The sequence below is a fragment of the Petrotoga halophila DSM 16923 genome (assembly GCF_002924615.1).
In genome coordinates this window covers 1-22,855 of the sequence record NZ_JALY01000147.1, presented here as the reverse complement: position 1 = coordinate 22,855, position 22,855 = coordinate 1, and the positions used below count along the sequence as shown (strand labels likewise).

The 22,855-nt window shown below is 33.4% G+C and carries 19 protein-coding genes; 7 read left to right on the top strand and 12 right to left on the bottom strand.

Annotated features, from left to right (window positions below; translation table 11 throughout):
* The 3 genes from AA81_RS07355 to AA81_RS07345 all read right to left on the bottom strand — a co-directional run.
* Positions 1-908, bottom strand: a 908-nt coding sequence (locus AA81_RS07355; protein WP_103898680.1) for a M42 family metallopeptidase, incomplete at its 3' end; no start/stop codon positions are given.
* On the bottom strand, positions 905-1,945 hold the full coding sequence (locus tag AA81_RS07350) for a M28 family peptidase (RefSeq protein WP_103898679.1): 1,041 nt from the start codon (positions 1,943-1,945) through the stop codon (positions 905-907). The genes AA81_RS07350 and AA81_RS07355, both read right to left, overlap by 4 nt.
* 90 nt (positions 1,946-2,035) lie before the next feature.
* Positions 2,036-2,638: a septum site-determining protein MinC gene (locus AA81_RS07345; RefSeq protein ID WP_103078117.1), complete on the bottom strand. Its 603-nt coding sequence runs from the start codon at positions 2,636-2,638 to the stop codon at positions 2,036-2,038.
* A 300-nt stretch (positions 2,639-2,938) separates the two neighbouring features.
* Here AA81_RS07345 and yajC point away from each other — a divergent pair, with 300 nt between their 5' ends.
* From yajC to secF, 3 genes are read left to right on the top strand one after another with little or no spacing between them, the layout of a single operon-like run.
* A complete protein-coding gene (yajC, locus tag AA81_RS07340) occupies positions 2,939-3,343 on the top strand; it encodes a preprotein translocase subunit YajC (RefSeq protein WP_103078116.1) in 405 nt (134 codons plus the stop codon).
* A 35-nt stretch (positions 3,344-3,378) separates the two neighbouring features.
* A complete protein-coding gene (secD, locus tag AA81_RS07335) occupies positions 3,379-4,797 on the top strand; it encodes a protein translocase subunit SecD (RefSeq protein WP_103077639.1) in 1,419 nt (472 codons plus the stop codon).
* The gene (gene secF / locus AA81_RS07330; RefSeq protein WP_103078115.1) at positions 4,797-5,705 is read left to right on the top strand and encodes a protein translocase subunit SecF; all 909 of its coding nucleotides are present in this window, start codon (positions 4,797-4,799) and stop codon (positions 5,703-5,705) included. Before secD ends, secF begins: the two co-directional genes overlap by 1 nt.
* A 53-nt stretch (positions 5,706-5,758) precedes the next feature.
* Here secF and AA81_RS07325 read toward each other — a convergent pair whose 3' ends face one another.
* The gene (locus AA81_RS07325; protein WP_146026611.1) at positions 5,759-8,149 is read right to left on the bottom strand and encodes a WD40 repeat domain-containing protein; all 2,391 of its coding nucleotides are present in this window, start codon (positions 8,147-8,149) and stop codon (positions 5,759-5,761) included.
* A gap of 263 nt (positions 8,150-8,412) precedes the next feature.
* Here AA81_RS07325 and AA81_RS07320 point away from each other — a divergent pair, with 263 nt between their 5' ends.
* Positions 8,413-9,522 carry an alanyl-tRNA editing protein gene (locus AA81_RS07320; RefSeq protein ID WP_103078113.1) on the top strand — a complete coding sequence of 370 codons (1,110 nt, stop codon included), beginning with the start codon at positions 8,413-8,415 and terminating at the stop codon, positions 9,520-9,522.
* A 39-nt stretch (positions 9,523-9,561) separates the two neighbouring features.
* On the opposite strand, the gene AA81_RS07315 is transcribed toward AA81_RS07320, so the two are convergent.
* Both AA81_RS07315 and AA81_RS07310 read right to left on the bottom strand, forming a co-directional pair.
* Positions 9,562-10,245 carry a thioredoxin family protein gene (locus AA81_RS07315; RefSeq protein WP_169926251.1) on the bottom strand — a complete coding sequence of 228 codons (684 nt, stop codon included), beginning with the start codon at positions 10,243-10,245 and terminating at the stop codon, positions 9,562-9,564.
* A 16-nt stretch (positions 10,246-10,261) separates the two neighbouring features.
* Positions 10,262-10,945 (bottom strand): cytochrome c biogenesis CcdA family protein, encoded by a 684-nt coding sequence (locus tag AA81_RS07310; RefSeq protein WP_103078111.1) that lies wholly within the window; start codon positions 10,943-10,945, stop codon positions 10,262-10,264.
* Positions 10,946-11,105: 160 nt separating this feature from the next.
* Here AA81_RS07310 and AA81_RS14700 point away from each other — a divergent pair, with 160 nt between their 5' ends.
* The gene (locus AA81_RS14700) at positions 11,106-11,231 is read left to right on the top strand and encodes a hypothetical protein (protein ID WP_281256294.1); all 126 of its coding nucleotides are present in this window, start codon (positions 11,106-11,108) and stop codon (positions 11,229-11,231) included.
* 55 nt (positions 11,232-11,286) lie between these two features.
* Here the strand turns inward: AA81_RS14700 and AA81_RS07305 are convergent, their stop codons facing one another.
* The 5 genes from AA81_RS07305 to AA81_RS07285 form a co-directional block, all read right to left on the bottom strand.
* Positions 11,287-12,171 carry a glycoside hydrolase family 130 protein gene (locus tag AA81_RS07305; RefSeq protein ID WP_103078110.1) on the bottom strand — a complete coding sequence of 295 codons (885 nt, stop codon included), beginning with the start codon at positions 12,169-12,171 and terminating at the stop codon, positions 11,287-11,289.
* A gap of 40 nt (positions 12,172-12,211) precedes the next feature.
* Positions 12,212-13,042 (bottom strand): carbohydrate ABC transporter permease, encoded by an 831-nt coding sequence (locus AA81_RS07300; RefSeq protein ID WP_103078109.1) that lies wholly within the window; start codon positions 13,040-13,042, stop codon positions 12,212-12,214.
* A complete protein-coding gene (locus AA81_RS07295; RefSeq protein ID WP_103078108.1) occupies positions 13,039-13,923 on the bottom strand; it encodes a carbohydrate ABC transporter permease in 885 nt (294 codons plus the stop codon). The genes AA81_RS07300 and AA81_RS07295 overlap by 4 nt, the downstream gene beginning before the upstream one ends.
* 15 nt (positions 13,924-13,938) lie before the next feature.
* Positions 13,939-15,192: an extracellular solute-binding protein gene (locus AA81_RS07290; RefSeq protein WP_103078107.1), complete on the bottom strand. Its 1,254-nt coding sequence runs from the start codon at positions 15,190-15,192 to the stop codon at positions 13,939-13,941.
* A gap of 98 nt (positions 15,193-15,290) precedes the next feature.
* Positions 15,291-16,286 (bottom strand): LacI family DNA-binding transcriptional regulator, encoded by a 996-nt coding sequence (locus tag AA81_RS07285; protein WP_103078106.1) that lies wholly within the window; start codon positions 16,284-16,286, stop codon positions 15,291-15,293.
* Positions 16,287-16,674: 388 nt separating this feature from the next.
* Here AA81_RS07285 and AA81_RS07280 point away from each other — a divergent pair, with 388 nt between their 5' ends.
* Both AA81_RS07280 and AA81_RS07275 read left to right on the top strand, forming a co-directional pair.
* Positions 16,675-18,021 (top strand): hypothetical protein, encoded by a 1,347-nt coding sequence (locus AA81_RS07280; protein WP_103078105.1) that lies wholly within the window; start codon positions 16,675-16,677, stop codon positions 18,019-18,021.
* A gap of 95 nt (positions 18,022-18,116) precedes the next feature.
* On the top strand, positions 18,117-20,330 hold the full coding sequence (locus AA81_RS07275) for a YyaL domain-containing protein (protein WP_103078104.1): 2,214 nt from the start codon (positions 18,117-18,119) through the stop codon (positions 20,328-20,330).
* 108 nt (positions 20,331-20,438) lie between these two features.
* Here the strand turns inward: AA81_RS07275 and AA81_RS07270 are convergent, their stop codons facing one another.
* Positions 20,439-22,622, bottom strand: coding sequence for a TIM-barrel domain-containing protein (locus AA81_RS07270; protein WP_103898678.1), 2,184 nt, complete (start codon positions 22,620-22,622; stop codon positions 20,439-20,441).
* Positions 22,623-22,855: the final 233 nt, after the last annotated feature.

Sequence of the window (22,855 nt, the reverse complement as noted above, 5' to 3'; positions counted from 1 at the left end):
CCTGCTGGAATTCCATAAAGAGTCTTTGCGAGCCTAGCCGCATCTGTTCCTCCTGCCGTTCGCATTTTGTATTGGAATTTAATCCCTAATTTCTTTGCAGTATCTACAATTTTTTCAAAGATCTCTTTGTTAAGTACTAAACCGCTATGCATGAATGTTAAGACCGGCCCATTTCCGATATGAGTTGCCCATTTATCCGGGGTGTTTTCAGGGTTGTCACCAGCAGTTGTACCTTCTAATACAATAGCGAAATTTGGGTGTATTTTTGAAGCTGCAGTTCCTGTACCTCTCAGCCCTGTTTCTTCCTGAGTAGCAAAATTGAAGTATGTGTCGTAAAGAGGTTTCTCGCTGTTCTCAAAAAAATAGTCAATTATATCCATCATAATAGAACATCCAACCCTATCATCAAAGGCTTTGGCTACAGCATAGCTATTTTCCTCATAATAAGTAGTATCAAATGTAACCATATCGCCCAAATGGACCTTTTTAGATGCTTCCTCTTTGTTAGAAAACCCAGCGTAGACCCTTATACTTTCATATTGCTCAACTTTGTCGGTTTCTTTTTCTAAGTGAATAGGTGTAGAATTGACAACAGCAGATATTTTTTCGTCGATTTTTAATCTCTGACTTTTTACTACCCTTGGGTCAACTCCTCCAACGGGAGATATGCCAAAAGTACCGTCTTCATTTATTCTGGTGATCATAAAACCAACTTCGTCCATGTGTGCGTCAAGCATTAATTTTTTGGAAGAATCTTTACCTTTAATTAAACAAATTAGGTTCCCCATGTTGTCTTCGGTAATTTCATCGACCTTGTTAGCAATATTTGACTTGATGTACTCTTTTATTTTTTCTTCTCTTGAAGATATTCCAGCAAGATTGGTTAAGTCCTTTAAATACTTCCTCATGATTTTCGACGTCCTTTCCAAGTTAAACTAGTGTTTAAAGCAAAGAGAGATAATAATTTTGCGCTTTCTTCCACATCTTTTACATCTACAACTTCGTTTGGAGAATGCATGTTAAGGATTGGAACTGAAACAACACCTGTTTTTACTCCGGTAGAAGATATTTGTACTACATCTGCTTCGGTGCCACTGCCTCTAGTAAAAGTTTCTATTTGGTATTTGATATTGTTATTTTTTGCAGTTTTTGTTAGTTCTTCGAAAACACTTCTTGTAACGGTGGTACCTATACCTATAACTGGCCCTTCACCCAGCTTGATAGGCTCGACATTTTCCGGTAGTTTTTCGCCAAAGGTTACATCAATTACTATGGCAAAATCTGGTTTTAGATGGTAGGCACTACCTTGTGCTCCAACTAATCCCACTTCCTCACCTTTGTTAAAAGATAACATCAATTGCCCTTCAAATTTAAGATTTTGTAGATACTCTAACGACTTAATAAGTACCGCAGCACCGACTCTGTTGTCTAAAGACTTATTTGATATCTTCCCATTTTCAAGTTCAACAGCCTGGACTTGTATAACGCCCATATCGCCAACGTTGATACTACTTGTTCCCCCTGAAATTGAAAAATCGACGAAAAGCTCATCAAAGGAGGGAGATTTTTCTCTGTCTTCTTTTTTTTGAAGGTGAGGGGCTAAAAACCCTATTACACCAGTTTTTTCTGCATTATTCGTTTTAAAAAGAACCCTTTTTCCTACCAAGGTTCTTGGATCGACTCCACCAACGGGAGAAATACGAGCGAAATGATCATCAACTATTTTTGATATAACTATTCCAATTTCGTCTACATGAGCAAAAAAGGCAATTTTGGGACTCTCATTTCCATAAGTTGCCACTAAATTACCTATTCCTACTTTTTCTAATTTTATATCTGGTGAGATGCTTTTTAATTCTTTTTCAATCAAAGGAAAGGTATAATTTTCAAAAGAAGACACCCCAAACGTATTGGATAAATTTTTTAGTAAAGTAGAAGTATCCATTCATAACCTCCTTTTTGGTTTTCACACAGCATAAATACTGTTTTAAAAATTAAAAAAATTGATTTAATGTTCCTTTGCTCCAATATCTTTTTACAGTTCAACGGGTTCAACTAATGCTTTGTTTTCTTCAATCCTTATGGCAACAGGTGACTTCGGCCATTCGTAGTTAAAGAAAGGGATACCCGCGATTTCTACTAATGGTGAATTTAATTCGTAAGCTATAATGAAAGCATTTTTTTTGTTGGTAATTCCTGCTCTTAAAGTTCCAAATACCTTTCCAAATATTATAATACTTCCACCCGCGTTAACTTCTGCACCTTGGTTTACATTTCCAAAAACTATGATGTCTCCAGGATTTTGTATTACTTGGCCGGATCTCAAATGTTTTCTATAAATTTGGGTACTCGAAAGGGTTAACTCTTTGTTTCCCACTTTTCCTTCGGGAAGCTTTCCAAAATAAGCTCCGGCAACGTTCAATTCAAGACTGTTGGCGAATTTTACGATTCTATTTAATAGATTATGCTGAGAACCGTCTTCGAAATATACGTAAAAACTATCTCCAATGTTAAAAAAACCTTTCATCTTAACAAGTTCTTTTTTAAAATGTTCAAAAAGATCTTTTTGCGTGTTCCCTTTCGAAAAATAAAAGATTATGTCTCCGTCCATAATTTTTGCATATACGGGTTCATCCATCTAAACCCCCCCTAATACAATTTTTAAATCAAAAACAAAATTCTATGACCATATATATAATAACATAAAATATAAGAAATATTACATAAACAAAAATTATTTGGCAAGTTCGTTGTGAAGAATTCATTGACCATAAAAGAAAAATATGATACAATCTAACAGTAAACATTTTTTGTAATAATTTATGTTATAACAAAAACTCTTAACAACAAAACTCTTTTGGGTGGAGAAGGAAGGGTTACTAAAGCAAGTTTTAGAATTTCTAAATAAAGTTAAAAGAATAATTTTGGAGGTGTATTTATGTTAGAAAAAGTATTTGATTTTATAAACTTTGGTCCTGCAGGTGCCACAGATGCCGGTAACACAGTCGAGCAAGCGCAAACTGCTCCCACAGGTGGTGGGTTCGGTGGATTGTTGTTTTTTTTAATAATCATAATCTTAATGTGGGTTTTATTGTTCCTTCCACAAAGGCGACAAGAAAAAAAGCACAAGGAAATGATTTCCGCTTTGAAAAAAGGTGATAAAATAGTTACATCCTCAGGAATCATAGGAAAGATAATATCTATAACTAACGAGAGAATCAGAATTTCAACAGCAGATAAAACAGAGATTGATATAACGAAGAATGCCATTGCAGGGGTTCTTTCTAAAAGCGATAAAACCGAAGTAGCACCAGAAAAACCCGAAGCTGAAGATGATAAATAGTATTTTAAATTGACTTTGTTCAGGGGGTGAAATAGTTGAGAAATCGAAGGATACGAATATTCTTTACTATAGTAGTTTTTGTTTTTGCATTCTTAGGCTTAATTTTACCTTTATCAGATAATGTGAATGATATAAGCATACTCCGGTTTTTCCCAAATATAAATTTAGGTCTGGATATTCAGGGGGGAGTGCTTTTAGAGTATAGTTTAGATGTACCTGAAGGAGTAGATACTTCTGAGGTTGTAGGTAACGTAATTACAGTTCTAAGGAGAAGATTGGACAATGCTGGTTACACAGAAGCAATAGTTTCCGAAGTTGTTTCCGGTGGAGAAAGCAGAGTTCGTGTTGAGATTCCTGGTATATCAGATACTCAGAGAGCTGAAGAACTCATAGGTAGTAAAGGAAAGCTTTACTTTGCAGAAGTATTGGAAGTTGTGGAATCTGAAACACCCCCACAAATTACGAGAAATAGGACTATAGAAATAAATGGTGAAGAAATAGAAATGTATAGTTACGTTAGAGATAGTAATAACCCTAACCTTTGGTATAGGGTGAAAAATGTTTTCGAATTTGGAGATGCTCCATTTCAGATTACCGGTTTAGATGTCAGTGATGCCGTTGCTTCTCTTAATAGTCAAGGGGCAGGATTCGTTGTTAATTTGAATTTCAATAATGAAGGAAGACAAAAATTTGAATTAGCGACTGCAAATTTAGTAAATCAAAGAATTGCGATCATTTTAGATGATGAAGTAATAATTGCACCTGTTGTTAGAGAAAGGATATCGCAGGGAAGAGCCGAAATCAGCGGAATAGAAAGTATGGAAGAAGCGCAAAACATTGCTGTGCTGATAAAGTCAGGGAATTTACCAGTAGATTTGGTTAAATTTCAAGAAAGAACCCTCGGCCCTACTTTGGGAAGAGATATTGTGACCACAATTATAAACGCTGGAATCATTGGGCTTTTAATAGTAATGATTTACATGATTATTGTTTATAGATGGATGGGGATAATTGCTGATATTGCGCTAATATATAATACACTTTTGTTACTGGGAATTTTAAGTTGGACAGGAGCAATATTAACTCTACCAGGTATTGCTGGTATAATCTTAACTTTTGGCACTACAGTTGACGGAAACATTATTATATACGAAAGAATAAAAGAGGAACTTAGAATAGGTAGGCCCCCTTTAACCGCTGTAAAGTTTGGATTTAATAAAGTTTTTTCAACTATTTTTGATGCCAATATAACAACTATTTTAGCTGGTTTAGTTTTATTCTTTTTAACAAGTGGAAGTATTAGAGGTTTCGCAGTTACACTCATAATAGGTGTTTTAGGTGCGATGTTCACCAACCTTGTTGTAAGTAGGTTGCTATTAGAAAGTACTTCACACTTTTTGAAACCTGAAAAGTATGTGAAGGGAATTGTTGTGGAAAAAGGGGGGAGTAAATAATGCCAAATATAGATTTTGTGGGAAAAAGAAATTTTTTCATCTATTTATCTCTTGCGTTGATACTCTTTTCTGTAATAGTGATTTTTGTAAAAGGGTTCAATTTTGGCATTGATTTTTCTGGCGGTAGTGAAATAATCGTATCCTTTGATAAAAGTTATTCAATAGATGAATTGAGAAACACTTTGCAAACTATAGATCCAGATTATACCACCGCTAAGATAATTCAAACTAACCCAGGCGGAGGAACTTCGGATCGATTCTTTTATATAATTACAGTAAGTGATTCCTTTCCTACCCTGGAAGAAAAACAAATGTTTATAAATAGTTTAGAAGAATCTTTTTCTGATTCTAGTTTAAATATTGAACAATTCAACGATGTTTCAGGCTATGCAGCTAGGGAGATTCGATCGTATGCTTGGTATGCTGTAATTACTGCTTTGATAGTTTTGTTAGTATATATAACCATTAGGTTTCAGTTTTCCTACGGTGTGGGGGCAATTCTATCTTTAGCTCATGACGTTGTAATCACCTTAGGTTTTTATTCCCTGTTTGGTATAGAAATGAATTTAACTGCTGTAGCAGCATTTCTTACTTTAGCGGGTTATTCTTTAAACGATACTATTGTTGTTTACGATAGAATAAGGGAAAATAGAACTAAAAATCGTGGGATGGATATAGAGGGAGTTACCAATAAAAGCATTAACGAAGTTATTGTAAGATCATTAAACACTTCCTTGACAACATTCATAGTTGCTTTTATGATGTTCCTTTTGGGAGGTAGATCAATAGCTTCATTCGCATTTGGATTAACTGTGGGAGTCATAATTGGAACTTATTCTTCTTTGTATATCGCAAGTCCAGTTGTTATTGGTATGGTAAAAAGGCGTAAAAAAACACAAAAAGCTTAATTAAATTAGAATAATAAATTTAAGAAAAACATGCCCTCATTTGAGGGCATGTTTTAAAGCGTAACAAATGCTTTTTTAATATATCCCTCTTTGTCAATATATTCTACTTTATAAGTATCTCCTAAAACTCCTTTTAATTTTAGGATGTCTCCACGACTTGCAATAGCTATTATTTCTCCTTGCTCGTTTGTGATTTCTGCTTGATTAGTGAATACTTGCAGATAGATATTCTCAAACTTCAAATGAACATACTTTGTGGATTTATTTCCATCGTCGTCATAAGCCGATATTTCAAGCACATTTGATGTAAGCTTTTCAGGATTTATCTCCAATGATAGATAGTAAGATTGGCTGTTAACTAAAAAAGTTTGACCTAATATTTCAACTTTTGTAATAAGATTGTTATCAAAAGCACTAAGAAGCAAAGAGTTGTTTTTATCTGAAATCAAAAATTCTGAAGGTACGTTTATAACAGGACCCTCTAAGATAGGAATGTTTATAGATTCTTTCCTTTCGAATGTTACGGCTTCGAAAAGGCTTATAGGATTATTTTTATAGAAAAATTTGTTTTCTACTTGTTCAGGGATATTAGTGGTATACTCCCCATTTTTTCTATAGGAAACAGAATATCCTTTTTCAAAAATAATACTTTGCAAAGGTATATTATTTTGCTGAAGATCTATAAGGCTTAATAAGTTTCCTTTACTCAAGGCATACAAATACCTTTCATCATTACTCCAAGTTAAATCAACAATTTCTCCGTTGGAAACATTTATAGTCGATTCTAAGTTTCCGTTTTTACTATTCCAAATGTACACATTTCCATCAGTTGTTCCTGTGGCTATGTAATTATCATCGTGGCTCCATTCAATTGCCTTTATTGAAGCTGTAATAATCTCAAATCTTTTATATAATTGATTAAATCTTCCATCCCATAATCGTAAAATCCCTTCAAATCCTCCCATAGAAAGAAAATTTGAATTATTAGCCCAATCTAGTGACCAAATAATATATGGGAATTCTTCGATGTAAATTGTATTTTTAAATTTTGGAAAATCTGATATACTTACTTTTTTATCTAAGCTTGCCACTGCTATTTTAGTTTCGTTGTAATTAATAGAAATATCTTTTATCCAATTGTTATGAAGATTTTCAACTACCTTATAAACACTCAAATCTGGTAGCGTAAGTACATAAACATTATTCTCCCATCCCCCTGCAATTAAAAACTTTTCCGAAGGAGAAATCTCCAAAGTGGTTAATTTAAAATCACTTATCTTCTTATTTTCTATTAACGTACCTTCAGAATTGTAAAGCGATAGGTATCCAGAATTTTCTGAAAGTATCAAATATCCATTTTTTGTTATTTCAAAATCAACTATTTCTTCAGAAAAAGAAAAATGATTTTCAATTATTCCTGAATCAATATTAAATACACCTATTTCACTGTCGGAAGTTAAGTAATAAATATGATTATTATTTCTTATAATTTTTATAACATCGGGTTTTTTTAATTCCAGTAATTTTTCAATTGATTTTGAATAGATATTTAAAGAGTATATGTTAACTCCATCGTTTAAATAAAGAATATCGTTTTTTTCATTACTCCATTCAATAGCTTTTATATTAAAATTATCAGGCTTTAGTTCTTCGAGTATTTTTAAAGTTGAAGAATCAAAAAGGATAATCTGATTATTCATAGTTAAAACAGTAAAATTTTCATTTAATGGTGAAAAAGAGACCTCTCTAATTGTTAAACCTAATGAAAAAGAATTTATTATCTTCAAGTCTTTATCCAATACGTAAATATTTCCGTTCATGGAAAAAGCAAAAACATTGTTATTTACAATCGATAGTTTAATTATTGAATAATTATCAATTTCGATGGCTTTTATTTCTTTATTGTTTAAATAATCTATCAAAAAAATCTTACCTGAATGGTCTGCTACCAATATTGTACGTTCGTCGTAAAATTCTGCAACCGTTGGGATCGTGGAAAATCTCCGTTGAAATTCGACCTTTCTTTTGGTAATATTGTATACGTAGACCGTTTTATCTAAGGAAGTAAATATTATTTTATCTCTAAAACTGGATAAAGAGGAAATAGATTCGTCGGTTACGTTAATTTTGTAGTTAAGAAGAGAGGTATCGTTGTTAAAAACTTCTATTGTTCCATCACTTTCGGCGATTATAGTATATTTATTGTCGAGGATCCATTCCACATGCGTTGGTATAGAAGAAGTTGAGTAATAATGGGTAATGCGCTTTTCTTTCAAATCATAAGTTTTAAGGTAATTATTCTCCACAATTGTAGAAATTTCGCCGGTATTTTCATTTACAAAAAAATCAATAATCTCCGAATGTTCAAAATTATTTACTATTAAATTGGAGAAGATGTTTATACTGAAAATAGTCAAGAAAAAAATTAAGAAGGATTTTCTCAAAGCACTCAACTCTCTCTCATAGATTTTTGATTCTCTATTTTCTATTATATAATAAAATGGCCTTAAAAAGAATGCCAGTATAAAAATTAAAGGCTTTAGAAATTAAACAGCGCTGAAATAGCTTTTGCTGATTTATGCAAAAAGCTTTTATGTAATAAACCATAATTTTGAGTTTGGGGATCTTAAGGGGTTTACCCCTTAACGTTTGGCGAAGGGGCGCTATATATAAAGTTTTAGGCTAAGAGCAAAAGGAGGCTTTAAATTTGAGTGAAAAAGTAAAAATAGTTAATGTAATAAAACAAGATGATAACTATTTCGCTACCATAGAGAATAATCCTTTTTATCCTGATGGAAAAGGAGGGCAACTTGGAGATAGGGGTAAAATTGATTCTGCTGAAGTTTTAAGCACCACAGAAAAAGGTGTGGTCTTAAACAAATATTTAAACCCTGGTGAGTATTTATATGAAATAGATGAAAGAAGAAGATGCGATATAGCTCAGCAACATACTGCACAACATATATTATCAGCTGCTTTTGAAAGAATAGCTTCATTAAAAACCGTTAGTTTCAAGATGGGTGAAGAATATTCTACTATAGATTTGAATGGACAGAATATCGGGGAAGAAGTATTAAATAAAGCCGAAGAACTTTCAAACGATATAATTTCTAAGTGCATAAAAGTGGAAGAAATATTTACGGATAAAGAAGGAGTTCAGAAATACAATTTAAGAAAACCTCTAAGTGATAAAGTAAATGGTGAAGTGAGGCTGATAAAAATCGATGATTTTGATATATCTGCTTGTGGTGGTTTCCATGTAAAAAACACAGGTAACATCAACCTTTTAAAGATAACAAATACAGAAAGAGTGAAAGGGAATTTAACGAGGGTGTATTTCTTAGCAGGTCTTAGAGCCATTAAGGATTATTCACAAAAAGATTTAATTTTAAAAAACATTTCTGCTATCTTGACATCGGGGTTGTATGATTTAAAAAACAAAATAGAAATTCTATTAAATGAGAACAAAGATTATAAGAATAGTATTAAAAAGTTAGCAGAAAAAAATGCATATTATCTTGCAAAAGATTTAATCGAAAAACCGGTGGTTGTGAATAAAAATAAAGTAGTTTACCATAAAAAAGAGGACGAAACAGCGGATTTCTTACACAAATACGTGGATTTAAAAGATTATACACTCATTATTGAAGATGAAAAGAACAAAACCTTTTCTATTTTCTCAAACAATATTAACTGTAAAGAGCTTATAGACAAATTAAAAATGAATAACAATATCAAAGGCGGTGGAAGCGAAGTAAGAGGTAACATAAGCGGCGATATAAAATTCGAAGATATTCTCAAAATATTAGAAAAATAGCCCAATCATGGGCTATTTTATTTTTCAGAAATAAACTTTCTAATTCTTAGATTCAAATATTTTCACGTAAAAATTTTCTATGTTTTGTTCGTTTGTATTGTTTTGAAGTAAAACTATATTTGTATATGGATCATAATTTTTGCCGGGTTCGTATAATTTGGAATTTGGGTCCAAGTCCAATAATCTTTCGATTTCATCTTTTGATAAATGAACGGTTTTTGGAAGAATGTGGATGTCTTTTCCTAATCCATCTTCTATAAATTTATCTAGACTAATTTCTTCATTTTTTTCATAGGAGACATATTTTAGGATATCTATAAATATCTCAGCTGGATACCCACCTGTAATTGCTCCAAAGGGATTTTGCTGTTCGTCAAAGAATACAAAGGTTGGTGTATATCTGGCACCAAAGGCATAAAACAACTGACCATAATTATATTCTTCTCCTTGAAATGTGGCTTTTTCAGTGGTAGGAAAGATTTCAACAAAAACAAATTCTGTGCGTAGCCATTTTTGAATCTCTTCATCCAACAATGTTGTTTCTTTAAATTGAGTACACGCTGGGCAAGTAGGTGATGAAAACATAACTACAACTTTTTTGTTTGTTAATTCGGCAACTTCGAAAGCTTCATTGAAATTTTCAAAAACAAATTCATCTAAAGGGACAGAAAATATTGTAATTACTGATAGAATAAATAACGTTACAACGAAAAATTTTTTCATAAAGTATACCTCCATTTTATAATACACTTATATTGTTAAAAATCCCAAAGGAAACCATAGCACCCACTACTATAAGTAAAATACCACCAATAATTCTCAAGGATTTTTGCCATTTAGGTTCTCCTAAGGTTACTTTAGATAATATTTTACTGACGATGCCACTAAAAAATAGAAACGGGATGGAAATACCCAAAGAATAAATAAAAAGTAAGAGAGCACCTCTCATTGCTTCTCCAGTAGTCGTTGCTAAGGTAAGAATCGAAGCCAATATTGGACTTGCACACGGGATCCATACTAAAGAAATTAGAATCCCAATTAAAAAGGCGGAAAAAAAGGAATTATTTTTATTGTATTTTCTTAGGTCTATATTCTTTGCAGAAATCAAACTTTTATTCATCAAAAACAGAAATCCAAATAATATTATTAAAACACCAGCAACTATGTTGATAACACTTTGGTACCTTGCAAGCATCATACCAATACTACCAGAAATACTGCCTAACAGGGCAAAAAAGAGAGAAAGACCAAGAAAAAAGCCAAAACTCCTTTTGATGACCAAACGAGTGTTTGAGATATCAGGGATCACCAATGCGAAAAAAACGGGTATTAAAGGGAAAACACAAGGGCTGAAAAATGATAATAACCCACCAGAAAATGCTGTTAAAAAACTAACAGAATTTGTAATGGCAAGAGAATTCATAGTGTTAACTCCTTTTCTAAAATTATTAAAAGTTAACGATACCCTACTAGGGTATTTTAATTATATCACATTAAAAGGAATTTTAGCAACAAAGGTGGAGATAAAGATTTCCTGAAGAAGTAGTAACGTTATTTACTCAAGGAAAGCAACAGATAATTAGATGGAAAAACTAGTAGAAGCTTTCTCGGACATATTGTACAAAATAAAGATAAAAGATAATATAAACATCAATAAAGAAAAGATGCTAAAAAATTTGGAATTTCTCTTTTTAAAAAGGTATCAATAAAACTTTTTAGGCAGGAAGTAGATAATTAATTTAACCACTTCCTGCCTAAAAAAGTTCACTTCTTTATCCAGTCGAAAACTTCTTTTTTTGAAATAGTGGCTAAAGCTATGTAGTTATCAGCTCCACCGTAGTAAACGTAGTATTGATCACCATATTCAACCAATGCATCTGAGAATACAACGTTTGGAACTCCTCCGAAAATCTCCCAGTTTTCCTGAGGTTCTAAAATGGGTTCTTCTGTTCTTTTTAAGACCTTTGTTGGATCTTTTAAATCTAAGAGCATAAAACCTAACCTGTAGATAGGTCTGATGTCTTCTTGAACACCATGATACAAAAACAACCACCCATAAGGGGTTTTTAAAGGTGGACCGCCTGCTCCGATCTTTAAGTTATCCCAATAATCTTTTCTTGGAGAAGCAATTTTTACATAATTGTCCCAATGTATTAAATCATCAGAATATGCAAACCAAATATCTGGTTCCAACCTATGAATTAAGATATATTTTCCATTAACTTTTTCTGGGAACAAGGCAGCATCTTTATTAGGACTTTCTGGTAAAATAGTTCCGTATCTTTCCCACATAAAGAAATTCTCTGTGGCAGCCAAAGATATTTTGATATTTCTCGGAGAATAAGCTGTGTAACACATATAATATTTTCCGTTTATATACGTTACTCTTGGATCTTCAACGCCGTACAATTCTGAGACATCTGAAGGTTCAAATACCGGTTTTTCCATTCTATTAAAGTGTATACCATCCAAACTTACTGCATAGCCAATCCGAGAAACCATATCTTCTCCTTGGGCGCGGTACAACATATGAAAAACTTTCCCGTCATACACTACCGCAGGATTAAAAACAAACCTAGACTCCCACAAATGCATTGGATTAGGTCCAAACAATGGGTTTGACAAATGCCTTTTCAACTTCAAATTCAATATATATCCCTTCCTTATAACGACAGTTTTTTAATTGTGATTATTTTAGAGACATTGAAATTCCTTGCAAAAATGCCTTTCTAAATATTATGAAAATGAGCACCATCGGTAAAGTTTGAATCACCGAACCTGCCATTACTGGTCCAATATACGCACCGTACTCGTGATTAAAGCTTGCAAGCAAGACAGAAAGAGGCATTTTATAATAGTCCTGAATAACAATGAGTGGCCACATAAAATTATCCCATACTCCGATGAAAGTGAATAGCCCAACAATGGCTATAACCGAATTATTTAAAGGTAGCATAATTCGAAAAATAATAAACATATCAGAGGCTCCGTCCATTTTTGCAGCTTCGATGTAGTCGTTTGGTGTCCCTCTAAAGCTTTGAGTCATCATAAAAATGCCCCAACCACTCATAATAAAAGGAACGATTAAAGCTGCCAACGAATTCAACAGATGCATATTTCTCATTAATATATATAAAGGTATGGTAAACATGAATCCAGGGAACACCATTTGAAAAATAATAAAATTAAATATCCCATCTCTTGCCTTAAATCTATATTTTGACAAGGCGAAAGAAATTATAGCAGATGTTATTATAACACATACTGTGACGGTGACAGACACAAATAAACTTATAAAAAATGCCCTTATAAACGGTCTATTCATTCTTTCGGCGCTTTCTAATATAAATCTAAAATGTTCTAAAGTGAACCTCGTTGGTAGGAATCTGGTATAGATTTCAGCAGAGGGTTTTACCGATGCCAAGAATAGCCATGCATAAGGGTACAACCAGATTAGAGATAAAAAAAACATTACTATATGAAGAATTACATTTCCAGATTGTATTTTTTTATTTGTCATACTAAATCAACTTCTCTCTCCATAGTTTTCCTTATTACCCAAATCATTCCAAAGCTTATAATAGCTACAAACACTGCCATAGTTGCAGCGTAAGTTGGGTCCATTCTTTGAAATGCTGTAGTAATCATATGCATCATCGGGGTTAAAGTACTTCTCATTGGCCCACCCCCGGTTATCATATAGGGTTCTGTGAATATTCCAAAAGCCAAAGTAATAGCCAACACCAAGACCATTATTATAGAAGGATTTAATAGTGGCAATGTAATTCTAAAAAACTTTGTAAGACTTCCTGCCCCATCTAACTCTGCTGCTTCATATAAAGATTTTGGTATAGCGGTTAACCCTGCATACAGTATCAAGCCATAATAGCCAATGAATTTCCAAATAACAATCAATGCAATGGAAAACATCGCCCATTGTGGGCTTGTAAACCAAGGAATAGTGATACCAAAAAGACTATTTAGGGCTTTATTTATTGGTCCATTGACAGAAAAAAGGTTTGAAAACATAATTGAATAAGCAACTCCTGATGAAACATTGGCTACCAAAAAAGAAAGAGCTACAAATGTTTTGCCAAACTTTATTTTGTTCAAAGCAATGGCAAAGAGTAAAGCTCCTATTAACACAAGAGGAATATAGTACATCATAAAACGAAAAACATTAGTTACTGTTTTCCAAAAAAGAGGGTCGGTTAAGACCCTTGTAATATTGCGAAAGCCAACGAATTGGGGTGATCCGACAAACCTCCATTTAGAAAAAAGAAGTATGAACAACCATACAAAAGGATAACCCCAAAATATTGCCGCATAAATTAAATATATTGAAGAAATACCAAAGCCTTTCCTTGCTTCTTTTTTTGCTAACCCTATTCTTTTACTCATTGTTTTAACCTTCCCTTACCAAAGGATTCTGTTTATAGCCTTAATTGCATCATCCAAAGCTTTTTGAACATCTTTGGTGCCATGCATCAAAGGTTCAATCAATTCAACAGTCATGATATCTTGTACGTCAACAGTTGTTGTAATTGGTGCAGGAGGAACAGCATAGGGGACATATTTGGCATATTCAGCCGCTAAAGGATTTGCCTCCCAAAAATCAGCAAATATTTCATTAGTTAACAAGTCTTCTCTTGCTGGTGGCATTTTGGTGTATTCTAACCATTTCGAATCGAAATCTTCTCTCGAGAATACCCATTTAACAAATTCCCAAGCCTCTTCCAAGTTTTTTGTAGTATTAAAAATTACAAGCCCCTTTGCATCAGCAAAAGTATAAATCGGTTGATCACTTGGATAATTGTCAGGAACTGGTGGCGATGTAATAACAATATCATCAATGACGTCTGGATACTGATTCTCGGCATAAGCGATGCTCCAAGGACCCATCAATGTTCCAGCAATTGCTCCGTTATAAAATGGATCAGAACCTAAGTCTACAGCAGTCCATTGGTTATCAAACATTGTTTTGATAAACTGAGCTACTTCTTGGCCAACTTCGTCGTTGAATGTTGCTTTCATTCTTTCAGTATCTATATATGATTTTCCTTGACCTCCTGCATAGTAATACGTAATGAAGTCAAACCATCTATCCCACCAATTTCTACCTGCAATTACTTGGATGGAATATCGTTCCATCGGTACCACAAAGTTTTTAGAAAATTCGTAGATCTCCGAGTACGTTCTTGGGGGATTATCAAAGCCAGCTTCTTTCAATAAAGAATCTCTCCACCACATCAGAACAGGGTTTGAATAAATAGGTATAACATATGCATTACCGTTTATTTTCCAGCCTTCTATGATACTTCCCATCTTTCGTGTTTCAACAAGTTCATCGAAACCTTCCAATTCATTTAAAGCTACTAATTGGCCTATATCCGCTAACTGTGCCGCAAATCCTGAAAAGATGTTGGTGGAAATATCCGGGGCTCTTCCCGAAGCTATAGCTGTTAGAATAGCTTCTTCTGAGCTTCCTGCTGCAGGAATGGTAGACCACTCGATATCGATTTCAGGATGTAAAGTTTCATATTCAGCAACGACTTCCTTCCAAAACATTTCTTGTTGTGGATTAGGCGCGGTCCAAAAAACGAGTTTTGTCTGGGAAAAGGCAAAAACCGTCAACAATAACACAATAAAAACCACTGTTAACTTTTTCATACTGATCATACCTCCTTTGAATTATGTTACTACCCGATAATTATTTATAATTTTTTAAAATAAGTCATTTTATTTCTTATATTGCTTGATCACTATTCCTAATTCTTAGCTCTTATCGTACTATCCCTTTCGATAAAGGTGGTGAATAACGAGATCATTGCTGGATGAGGATTCTTTTCATTGATCAAATCTATTAGTCTATTTAAAGCGATATTCCCCATCTCAAACTTGAAAACTTTTACCGTTGACAGTTTAGGTTCAGAAACTGAAGAAGAGATAATATCGTCAAATCCAATTAGTTGAATATCTTTTGGGACATGAATTTTTTTCTTTTTTAAAAAATTTAAAATTATTAAAGCTATAACATCATTTGAAGCAAAAATTACATCAGGTTTTTTGGATAAAGATAAATTTAATGCATATAATATACCTTCTGGAGTTTCGTCACACTCAAATGTTTGAGGCAGCAATCCAAATTCAGTCATCGCTGCCGTGTATCCTTCAAATCTATTTCTAAATCCCCAATATGTAAGTGGACCGTGAATATGTACAATCTTTTTATATCCTCGTGAGATCATTTGTTTTATTGTATAATAGGCGCCATCAAAGCCGTTTGAGATTACGGAATCAACTTTTAAAGCAGGAATGTAATTATCTACAAGTACCTTTGGTAAATATGAATTTTCGACTAACTTAGGTAGACGGTCTCCTCCCATTATAAGCAAGCCATCTAAACCTTCCAGTAATTTTCTGTTTCCATTATCAAAGGTTTCCAATTTTATTTGGATGTTGTTTTCTTTTGCTAAACTTTCTATTCCTGCTAAAACAGTTGTGTAGAACTCTCTTATACCAAATGAATCATTCTCCTTGAGAATTTTGTCTATCCTTTTACTAATGACTAAACCAATGTTATAAAAACTTTTTTTGTTGGCTAAATTTCGAGCGATTCTCGAAGGTTTATAATCTAATTCTTCGATAGCTCGCAAAACTTTTTCTTTAGTTTTTTTTGAAACATTGTCTTTTGAATTCAAAACTCTTGATACTGAGGCTATCGATACACCAGCTAATTTTGCAACATCATCTATCTTTGACATTTAGTAATACCTCCATATTGTAAGCGCTTACAAAATAATTATAACATTATACTTAAAGAAAATCAAACTGGGTTATAGCCGAATAAAGTCAATTAAAGGTAATTATTCTCGATTATTTCAAAAAATCTTCGTTTTTCTAAGAGTTGATATTCGAAAAAATGCATTTAGAAAATAAAAATAAGAAAATAGGAGATTTTGACTGTTAAAAGTCCATAATTGCTTCTAATCGAGTTTAAACGGCTATAGTCGACTTTGCATAGATTCTTTTTAGATGCTATAATTATTAAGGAGATTGTAAGCGTTTACATAAAGATAAGACAGAAAGTCTGTTTAGTTTGGAGTATCCCAATAAATATATTTATGAAAGAGGAAAGGAGGAGGAACAAAAGTGAAAAAAGCGAGGATCTTTGTAACTTTAGTAACGGTTCTTCTTGTTACATTCACCCTTTTTGCAGAGGAAAAGGTGTTAAAAGTTTCTACCGAGCAAATGACAAACCTTGAGGTTCCATTTGTGGTGAGTTTTTCTGAGTTGTTGGATTTTGTTGGATATGATTTCGATGCGAACTGGAATTCTATCAGAATAAAAGATTCGAAAGGGAACGATCTTCCCTATCAGATTGTGGATGTAGATCAAAACGGAAGAATTTCTTCTTCAGATTTTCTCCAATTTGTATTTAAGAATGAAGCCAATATCGTTGTCTCGGATGATTGGGATTTAGACTTACTACAATTCGAACCAGCTTTCACAATCGAGGAAAAAGACGGGGAATACAATGTAATAAACAAAAATTTTATGGTCAAGGTAAATAACCACGGATTAGCAAATTTTACTAAATATGGAAATGTTGAAGGAATCTTGTACAATGAACTCGGGACAGCAAGAATTGCAGGCTGGTCAGGTAGCACATACTATGTAGACGGGAAATTAGGCAAACACGTTGAAACAACATCTATGGGATTAACCGTGAAGGATTTAAAAGTTTTTGATCCAGGACCTGTCGCTGTAACTGTTCAGGCTGTACTTTCCTATGAAGATCTTCCTGGTCTCACACAAAATTTAACCACACATATTTTTAAAACTGGTGATGTGTTAGTGGAAAATGAATTTTCATTCTCCAATTACGTGGACATAATGAAATTACAAGTTATGGCTACAGCACCTTTAACAACCGTTGATGATAGTTCTTTGCATATCACTCCTATATTTAGAAGAATGATTTGGTCAGAGCAATTAGGAGTAACTCCATATGAATATTGGAAGGAAAGAGATGCAGTAAAAATAGTTGATGGAAATGCTTATGTTGTTTTTCCAGCAATCGATTCAATGAAGCCTTTATGGTGGGGAGCAACCTATGCCTTTGTTTCTATGGAAGATTGGAGGGCTAATTTTTCTGAGAAATATAGTTTGATAGCTGCCGAAATATTACCCGAGACAGCCGTTGTTTATTCTGACCTTAAAAAATTTGTTTATAATGATTTTTGGTTTTACGAAAGTAGAGAATTTAGAGATGGAATTTTTAGATGGATCCCAGGAGAATTGAATAATTATGAAGCTACAAAAGGCACCTTTGAAGGAACTAATGAAGCTGATTGGATGATGAAATTCAAAGCCGGAGACAAAGTTACTTATACGAGATATTTCTCAATCTATTCCGCAAAGGACACTGTAGAAGCTATAAAATTGCTTGAAGGAAGAACACACGAGATACAAAACTTAAAACTTATTATTCAGTAAACCTTTTATTTCTGCAGCATTTATAAATGCTGCAGAAATATTTGTTAGCACAAAGTTTATAGGGAGGAACAATTATGAATCGGAGGAAATTCTTCATGTTTTCTTTTCTTTTTTTATCTGTAATTTCTTTTAGTGTGCCAGAGATGAATCTTAATCATCTTGAATTTTTAAGGGACGAGTTTATAATAGAAGGCGAGACAAAAATCGGTTATTGGATATATGCTGAAAAATTCGGAGATACATATGTTCACACAGAGGCAAAAGGCGAAGGAGTAACTTGTGTAGATGATGTAGCAAGGGTTGCAGTTTTGTACACAGAACTTTATAAACTTTATCACAACGAATTTTACCTTCAAAGAGCAAAAGAAGCTTTAGATTTTGTGATGGCACTTCAAGATTCTGATGGAGATTTCTATAACTTTATTTTTGATGATGGTAGTATTAATAAGCAAGGGATAACGAGTAGAAAATCAGCAAATTGGTGGGCGGCAAGAGGATTTTGGGCTATCTCAAACGCCTTAGAAATCTTTGATGAGGATAAGGATTTCCAAAAGAAATTAGACAATTCTGCCAAATTAGCTTATAGTTTTTTATCAAAGAGCTTGGATGAGGATTATTTTTTAAATAAAAATTCGGATGTTTCTTCCGTTTTCCTTTTAGGGGTTATTGAATATTACAAATATACGGGGTATGAAAGTGCAAAAGAATTGGCTATAAAAATTGGAGATTCAATTCTTAATACACAGATAAAAGAAGGACTAATGAAGGGGGCGTTCAACGAAGGAACGGATTACCAATTATGGCATAGTTGGGGTAGTAGACAAGGGGAATCTTTGATTGAACTGTACAAGGTAACAGGAAATACTAAATATTTAGATTCAGTAATCTTTCTAGCAGATGAATTCTATCCAGTATTGCTTTCTCTAGGTCCTGTTTATGAAATAGGAAAGTATATAAAAATGTATCCTCAGATTGCTTATGCAGTTGAACCAATAATTTCTACCTTGGTGAAATTATACTCCGTTACCCTTGAAGAAAAATATGCCTACATGGCCGCATTGTTTGGAGGGTTTTTTGAAAGGAACAACCATTTATCTTCTCCTATGTACGGACCAAACGGTGAAGGTTATGATTCTTTACACTCAATATATATAAACAGCAATGCTGGTGCTGAGTCGACAATATCTGCTTTGCTAAGTTTAGTCAGATTAAAAACCTTACCTTCCAAGGTTCAACCATTAACTTTGTCTAAAATAGTTAGTGGTCGAGAAACGCTAATATTCGAAGCTGAAAAAATGGATACGGGCATTTATTATTTTGAATTGGATAATACCAATAATATCCGGATTAAAACTGAGGAAAGCATAAGGATAAGACAAAAAATTGACAATTTTTATTCTGGTGAATATGAAGTTTACATATCCGGGTCTTTTGATTCTAAAACCTACGTTAAAGCTTCTTCTGAAGATAATTCAACAGATAAAAACTTAGATCCAAATGAGGGCATCATGTACGTTGGGAACTTAAATATGGAGGAAAATCAAATTATTTTGTACTTAAAACCTGAAAGTGGTTTTATTCACATTGATCAAGTTATTTTGAAACCAATTGATCCCATTTTTATATTTGACTTTGACCAATTTTATTATGAATTCTCAAAGGGCAAAATTGTAAAAACAGCTTATGAAACAACAACAGAAGAAAGTTTATATACTCAAACCGCGCAAGTTGAAGGTGTTTTTATTGACAATAGCTTTTTATTGACTATAGAAGAGCTATTTAACAACGACGGTATAGTAAGTTTTTCCGACAGAAAATCCGGCAATTTTGATAATTACGATGGAATAATAGGGGCAAAATACCCATCAGAGGAGCTTATAAAATATTTAACGAATAATGTGTTCTTTTATGAAAAGGAAGATGTTTATTTTAAATTTAAAATTGATGGAAAAGACAACCTAATACTAACTTCTCAAGTTATAAATCTAAAAGATATAGAAAAAATATCTGATTACATGTACATTGTAGGAGCGAGCGACCATGGAAATTATACAGGTAAAGTAATGATCCTTTACCAAGATGGATCAACTCAAGAAGTGAACATTGCCTTTTCCGATTGGTGCCAGACTCCAATTTATGGTGAAACTGTTCTTTTGGAATTTGGTTATAGATACGATAGCTTAGGAATAACAGAAAATATAAATCCGAAAATGTACTTGTTGAAGATTCCTTTAAAATCTACGCCTGTGCAATCTATCTTTTTGCCTCAAATTCCAACGATGCATATCTTCGCCATATCTTTAAAGTGAATTCGATTTAAGAGCCCACTTATACTTTTTGAAAATAGAAAGATGAAACTCATTAATGAATAATCGATTCTTATTCAAAAAAAGACTTGGGATACTCCCAAGTCTTTTCTAAAGGGTCATATCTTTTTTAATCACACTTCCATCACTGTCGTATATTTCAAAATGGATCTTTTTTATTTTCAAAATATTTGCTGGATCGTATGGTTTCACATCTATTTTGAAATCCTTGCCTACTTTTGTTATATCTATCTTTAAATTACCAAACTCACCCTTTGTGAAGTTGTAGGTAGTTCCATCGTCGTCATAATAATTGTAAATAGCGTGATCGCTAACCAAACCTATGACTGTTAGTTCTGTAATGTCTTTCTCACCTACATAATTCATAGGTTCGGACAGAACTATCAAGCTATTCTCTTTTATAAAAAGAGGAATTTCATTTAAATATGCCTGAATGTAATAATCTCCGGGTTCATAAACCTTCATATTTCTTTCTCCGTACTTGCAAGCGGTCCAATTTAGCCACTTCACATCTGGCAAGTGTACGTATCTTCCCTTTTTGTTTTGTTCGTGAACGGGGGCTACCATCAAAGAATCTCCATACATGTACTGGTCTTCGATATCTTTCACCCTATCTCCTTCAAATACAAAAGATAAAGGTTTTACAAATGGGACCGATTCTTTCACGGAGTTCATATATTCTGAGTAAGTATAAGGTATGAAAGCGTATCTGAGCCTCACTATATCTCTCATGATGTTCAATGATTCTTCATCGAACTGCCAAGGTTCTTGAGGCCTTGTATTTAGTGCGGTATGGTTTCGGTAAAAAGGTGTGAATGCTCCCAATTCCATCCATCTTATAACTAATTCAGCAGATGAATCTGCTCCAAAGCCACCAATATCAGCCCCTGTGTAGAAAAATCCCATCATGTTTAAAGATTGCAGCATTCTTATATTAACAAGCATGTGTTCCCACCATGATTTATTATCTCCCATCCATATGGAAGCTATCCTGTGAAGACCAGGATAACTGCTTCTTGACAGTAGCAAGTATCTTTCATTCGGGTTTAACTCTTTAAGCTCATCTGCAGTGGCTTTCGTCATATTGAATCCATATAAGTTATGAACCTTATCGTGATTTATTAAACTACCGTCATCTAGTTTGTGAAAGAAGCTTCTATAATCTTCTGGGTTGTTGGCTATGTTCAAAAGTGTTTCTCTTGCCAAGAAAACCTCTATACCGGCATTTTCCTTATTTTCCTCCAAATCTTTTAAGAGTTCAAAAAGATTGTCTAAACCTTTAGGAGTATAGAATATTGAAGGTTCGTTCATATCGTTCCAAAAACCTTTTATTCCCATATCTGTAAAGAGTTTATACTTCTTCCCCCACCATCTTCTAACTTCTGAGTTCAAAAAGTTTGGAAAGTGTGTTGCTCCTGGCCAAACAGCTGCAACAAAGTCATTACCGTTTTCATCTACACAAAAAAAGCCTTTATCTTTGCCTTCTTCGTACATTTCATAGCCCTTTTCTATCTTTACCCCGGGGTCTAAAATCGGTATAACTTTTATTCCTATTTCTTTTAGGTCTTTTACCATTCCTTCGTAGTTAGGGAATTTTTCTTTGTTTATCGTGAAAACCTTGTAACTATCCATGTAGTCTATATCTGTGTAAATGACGTCACAAGGAATTCCAGTTTCTCTAAATTTTTTTGCTACATTTCTAACTTCCTCTTCAGAGAAGTAACTCCATCTTGATTGCTGAAACCCAAAAGCCCATTTTGGAGGGATGTAAGGTTTTCCAGTTAAATTAAAGTATTCCTTTATTATGGATAGCTTTTCATCAGAATCAAAGATATACAAATCAAAATCTTTTGAAGGGACGGTTATCTTTAAAATATCTTTATCTGTAAACCCTATGTCAAATATTATTTCGGAAGGATAATCAATGAACAAACCGAAAGTACTTTTTCCATCCAAGATCATAAAAGGGTGAGAACCATATAAAGACATTTTTTCAGGGGTATGTTCAGGATCATCAGTGTTGTAGAATCTGTATATTTTACCTCTTTTGTTCAATGCCCCTAAAGTTTCTCCTAATCCATATACAACATCTTCTTTCGACATATTGTATATGAAATTTATTTTGTTGTCTTTTTCTTCAACTTGAAAATATGGAATAGTATCGTTTTGTTGGAAATCTTTGTTTTCTAAGTCAACGATCACCGCCCCTGTTTTAAAAGGTTTGCCGATTCTGTACAAAGTAGTGTATTGCGTTAACTGCATCTTTGTGAACATAGGTAAATCCTCCTCAAGTTATAAATATATACTGTCTTCAGAAACTCTAAAACACCCATTGTAACTAACTTTTAATACCTTCAATATTATACTTTTACCTCCTCACTGTATAATTTATTTGATACCACATCTTTATTATCTCGTAAGGAGGTCATTCAATTGTCATTATTCGGTAACTCTTCTCAACTGTACTTCGATTTCGTCTACTCTGACTATATGAAAGAACATTCTGA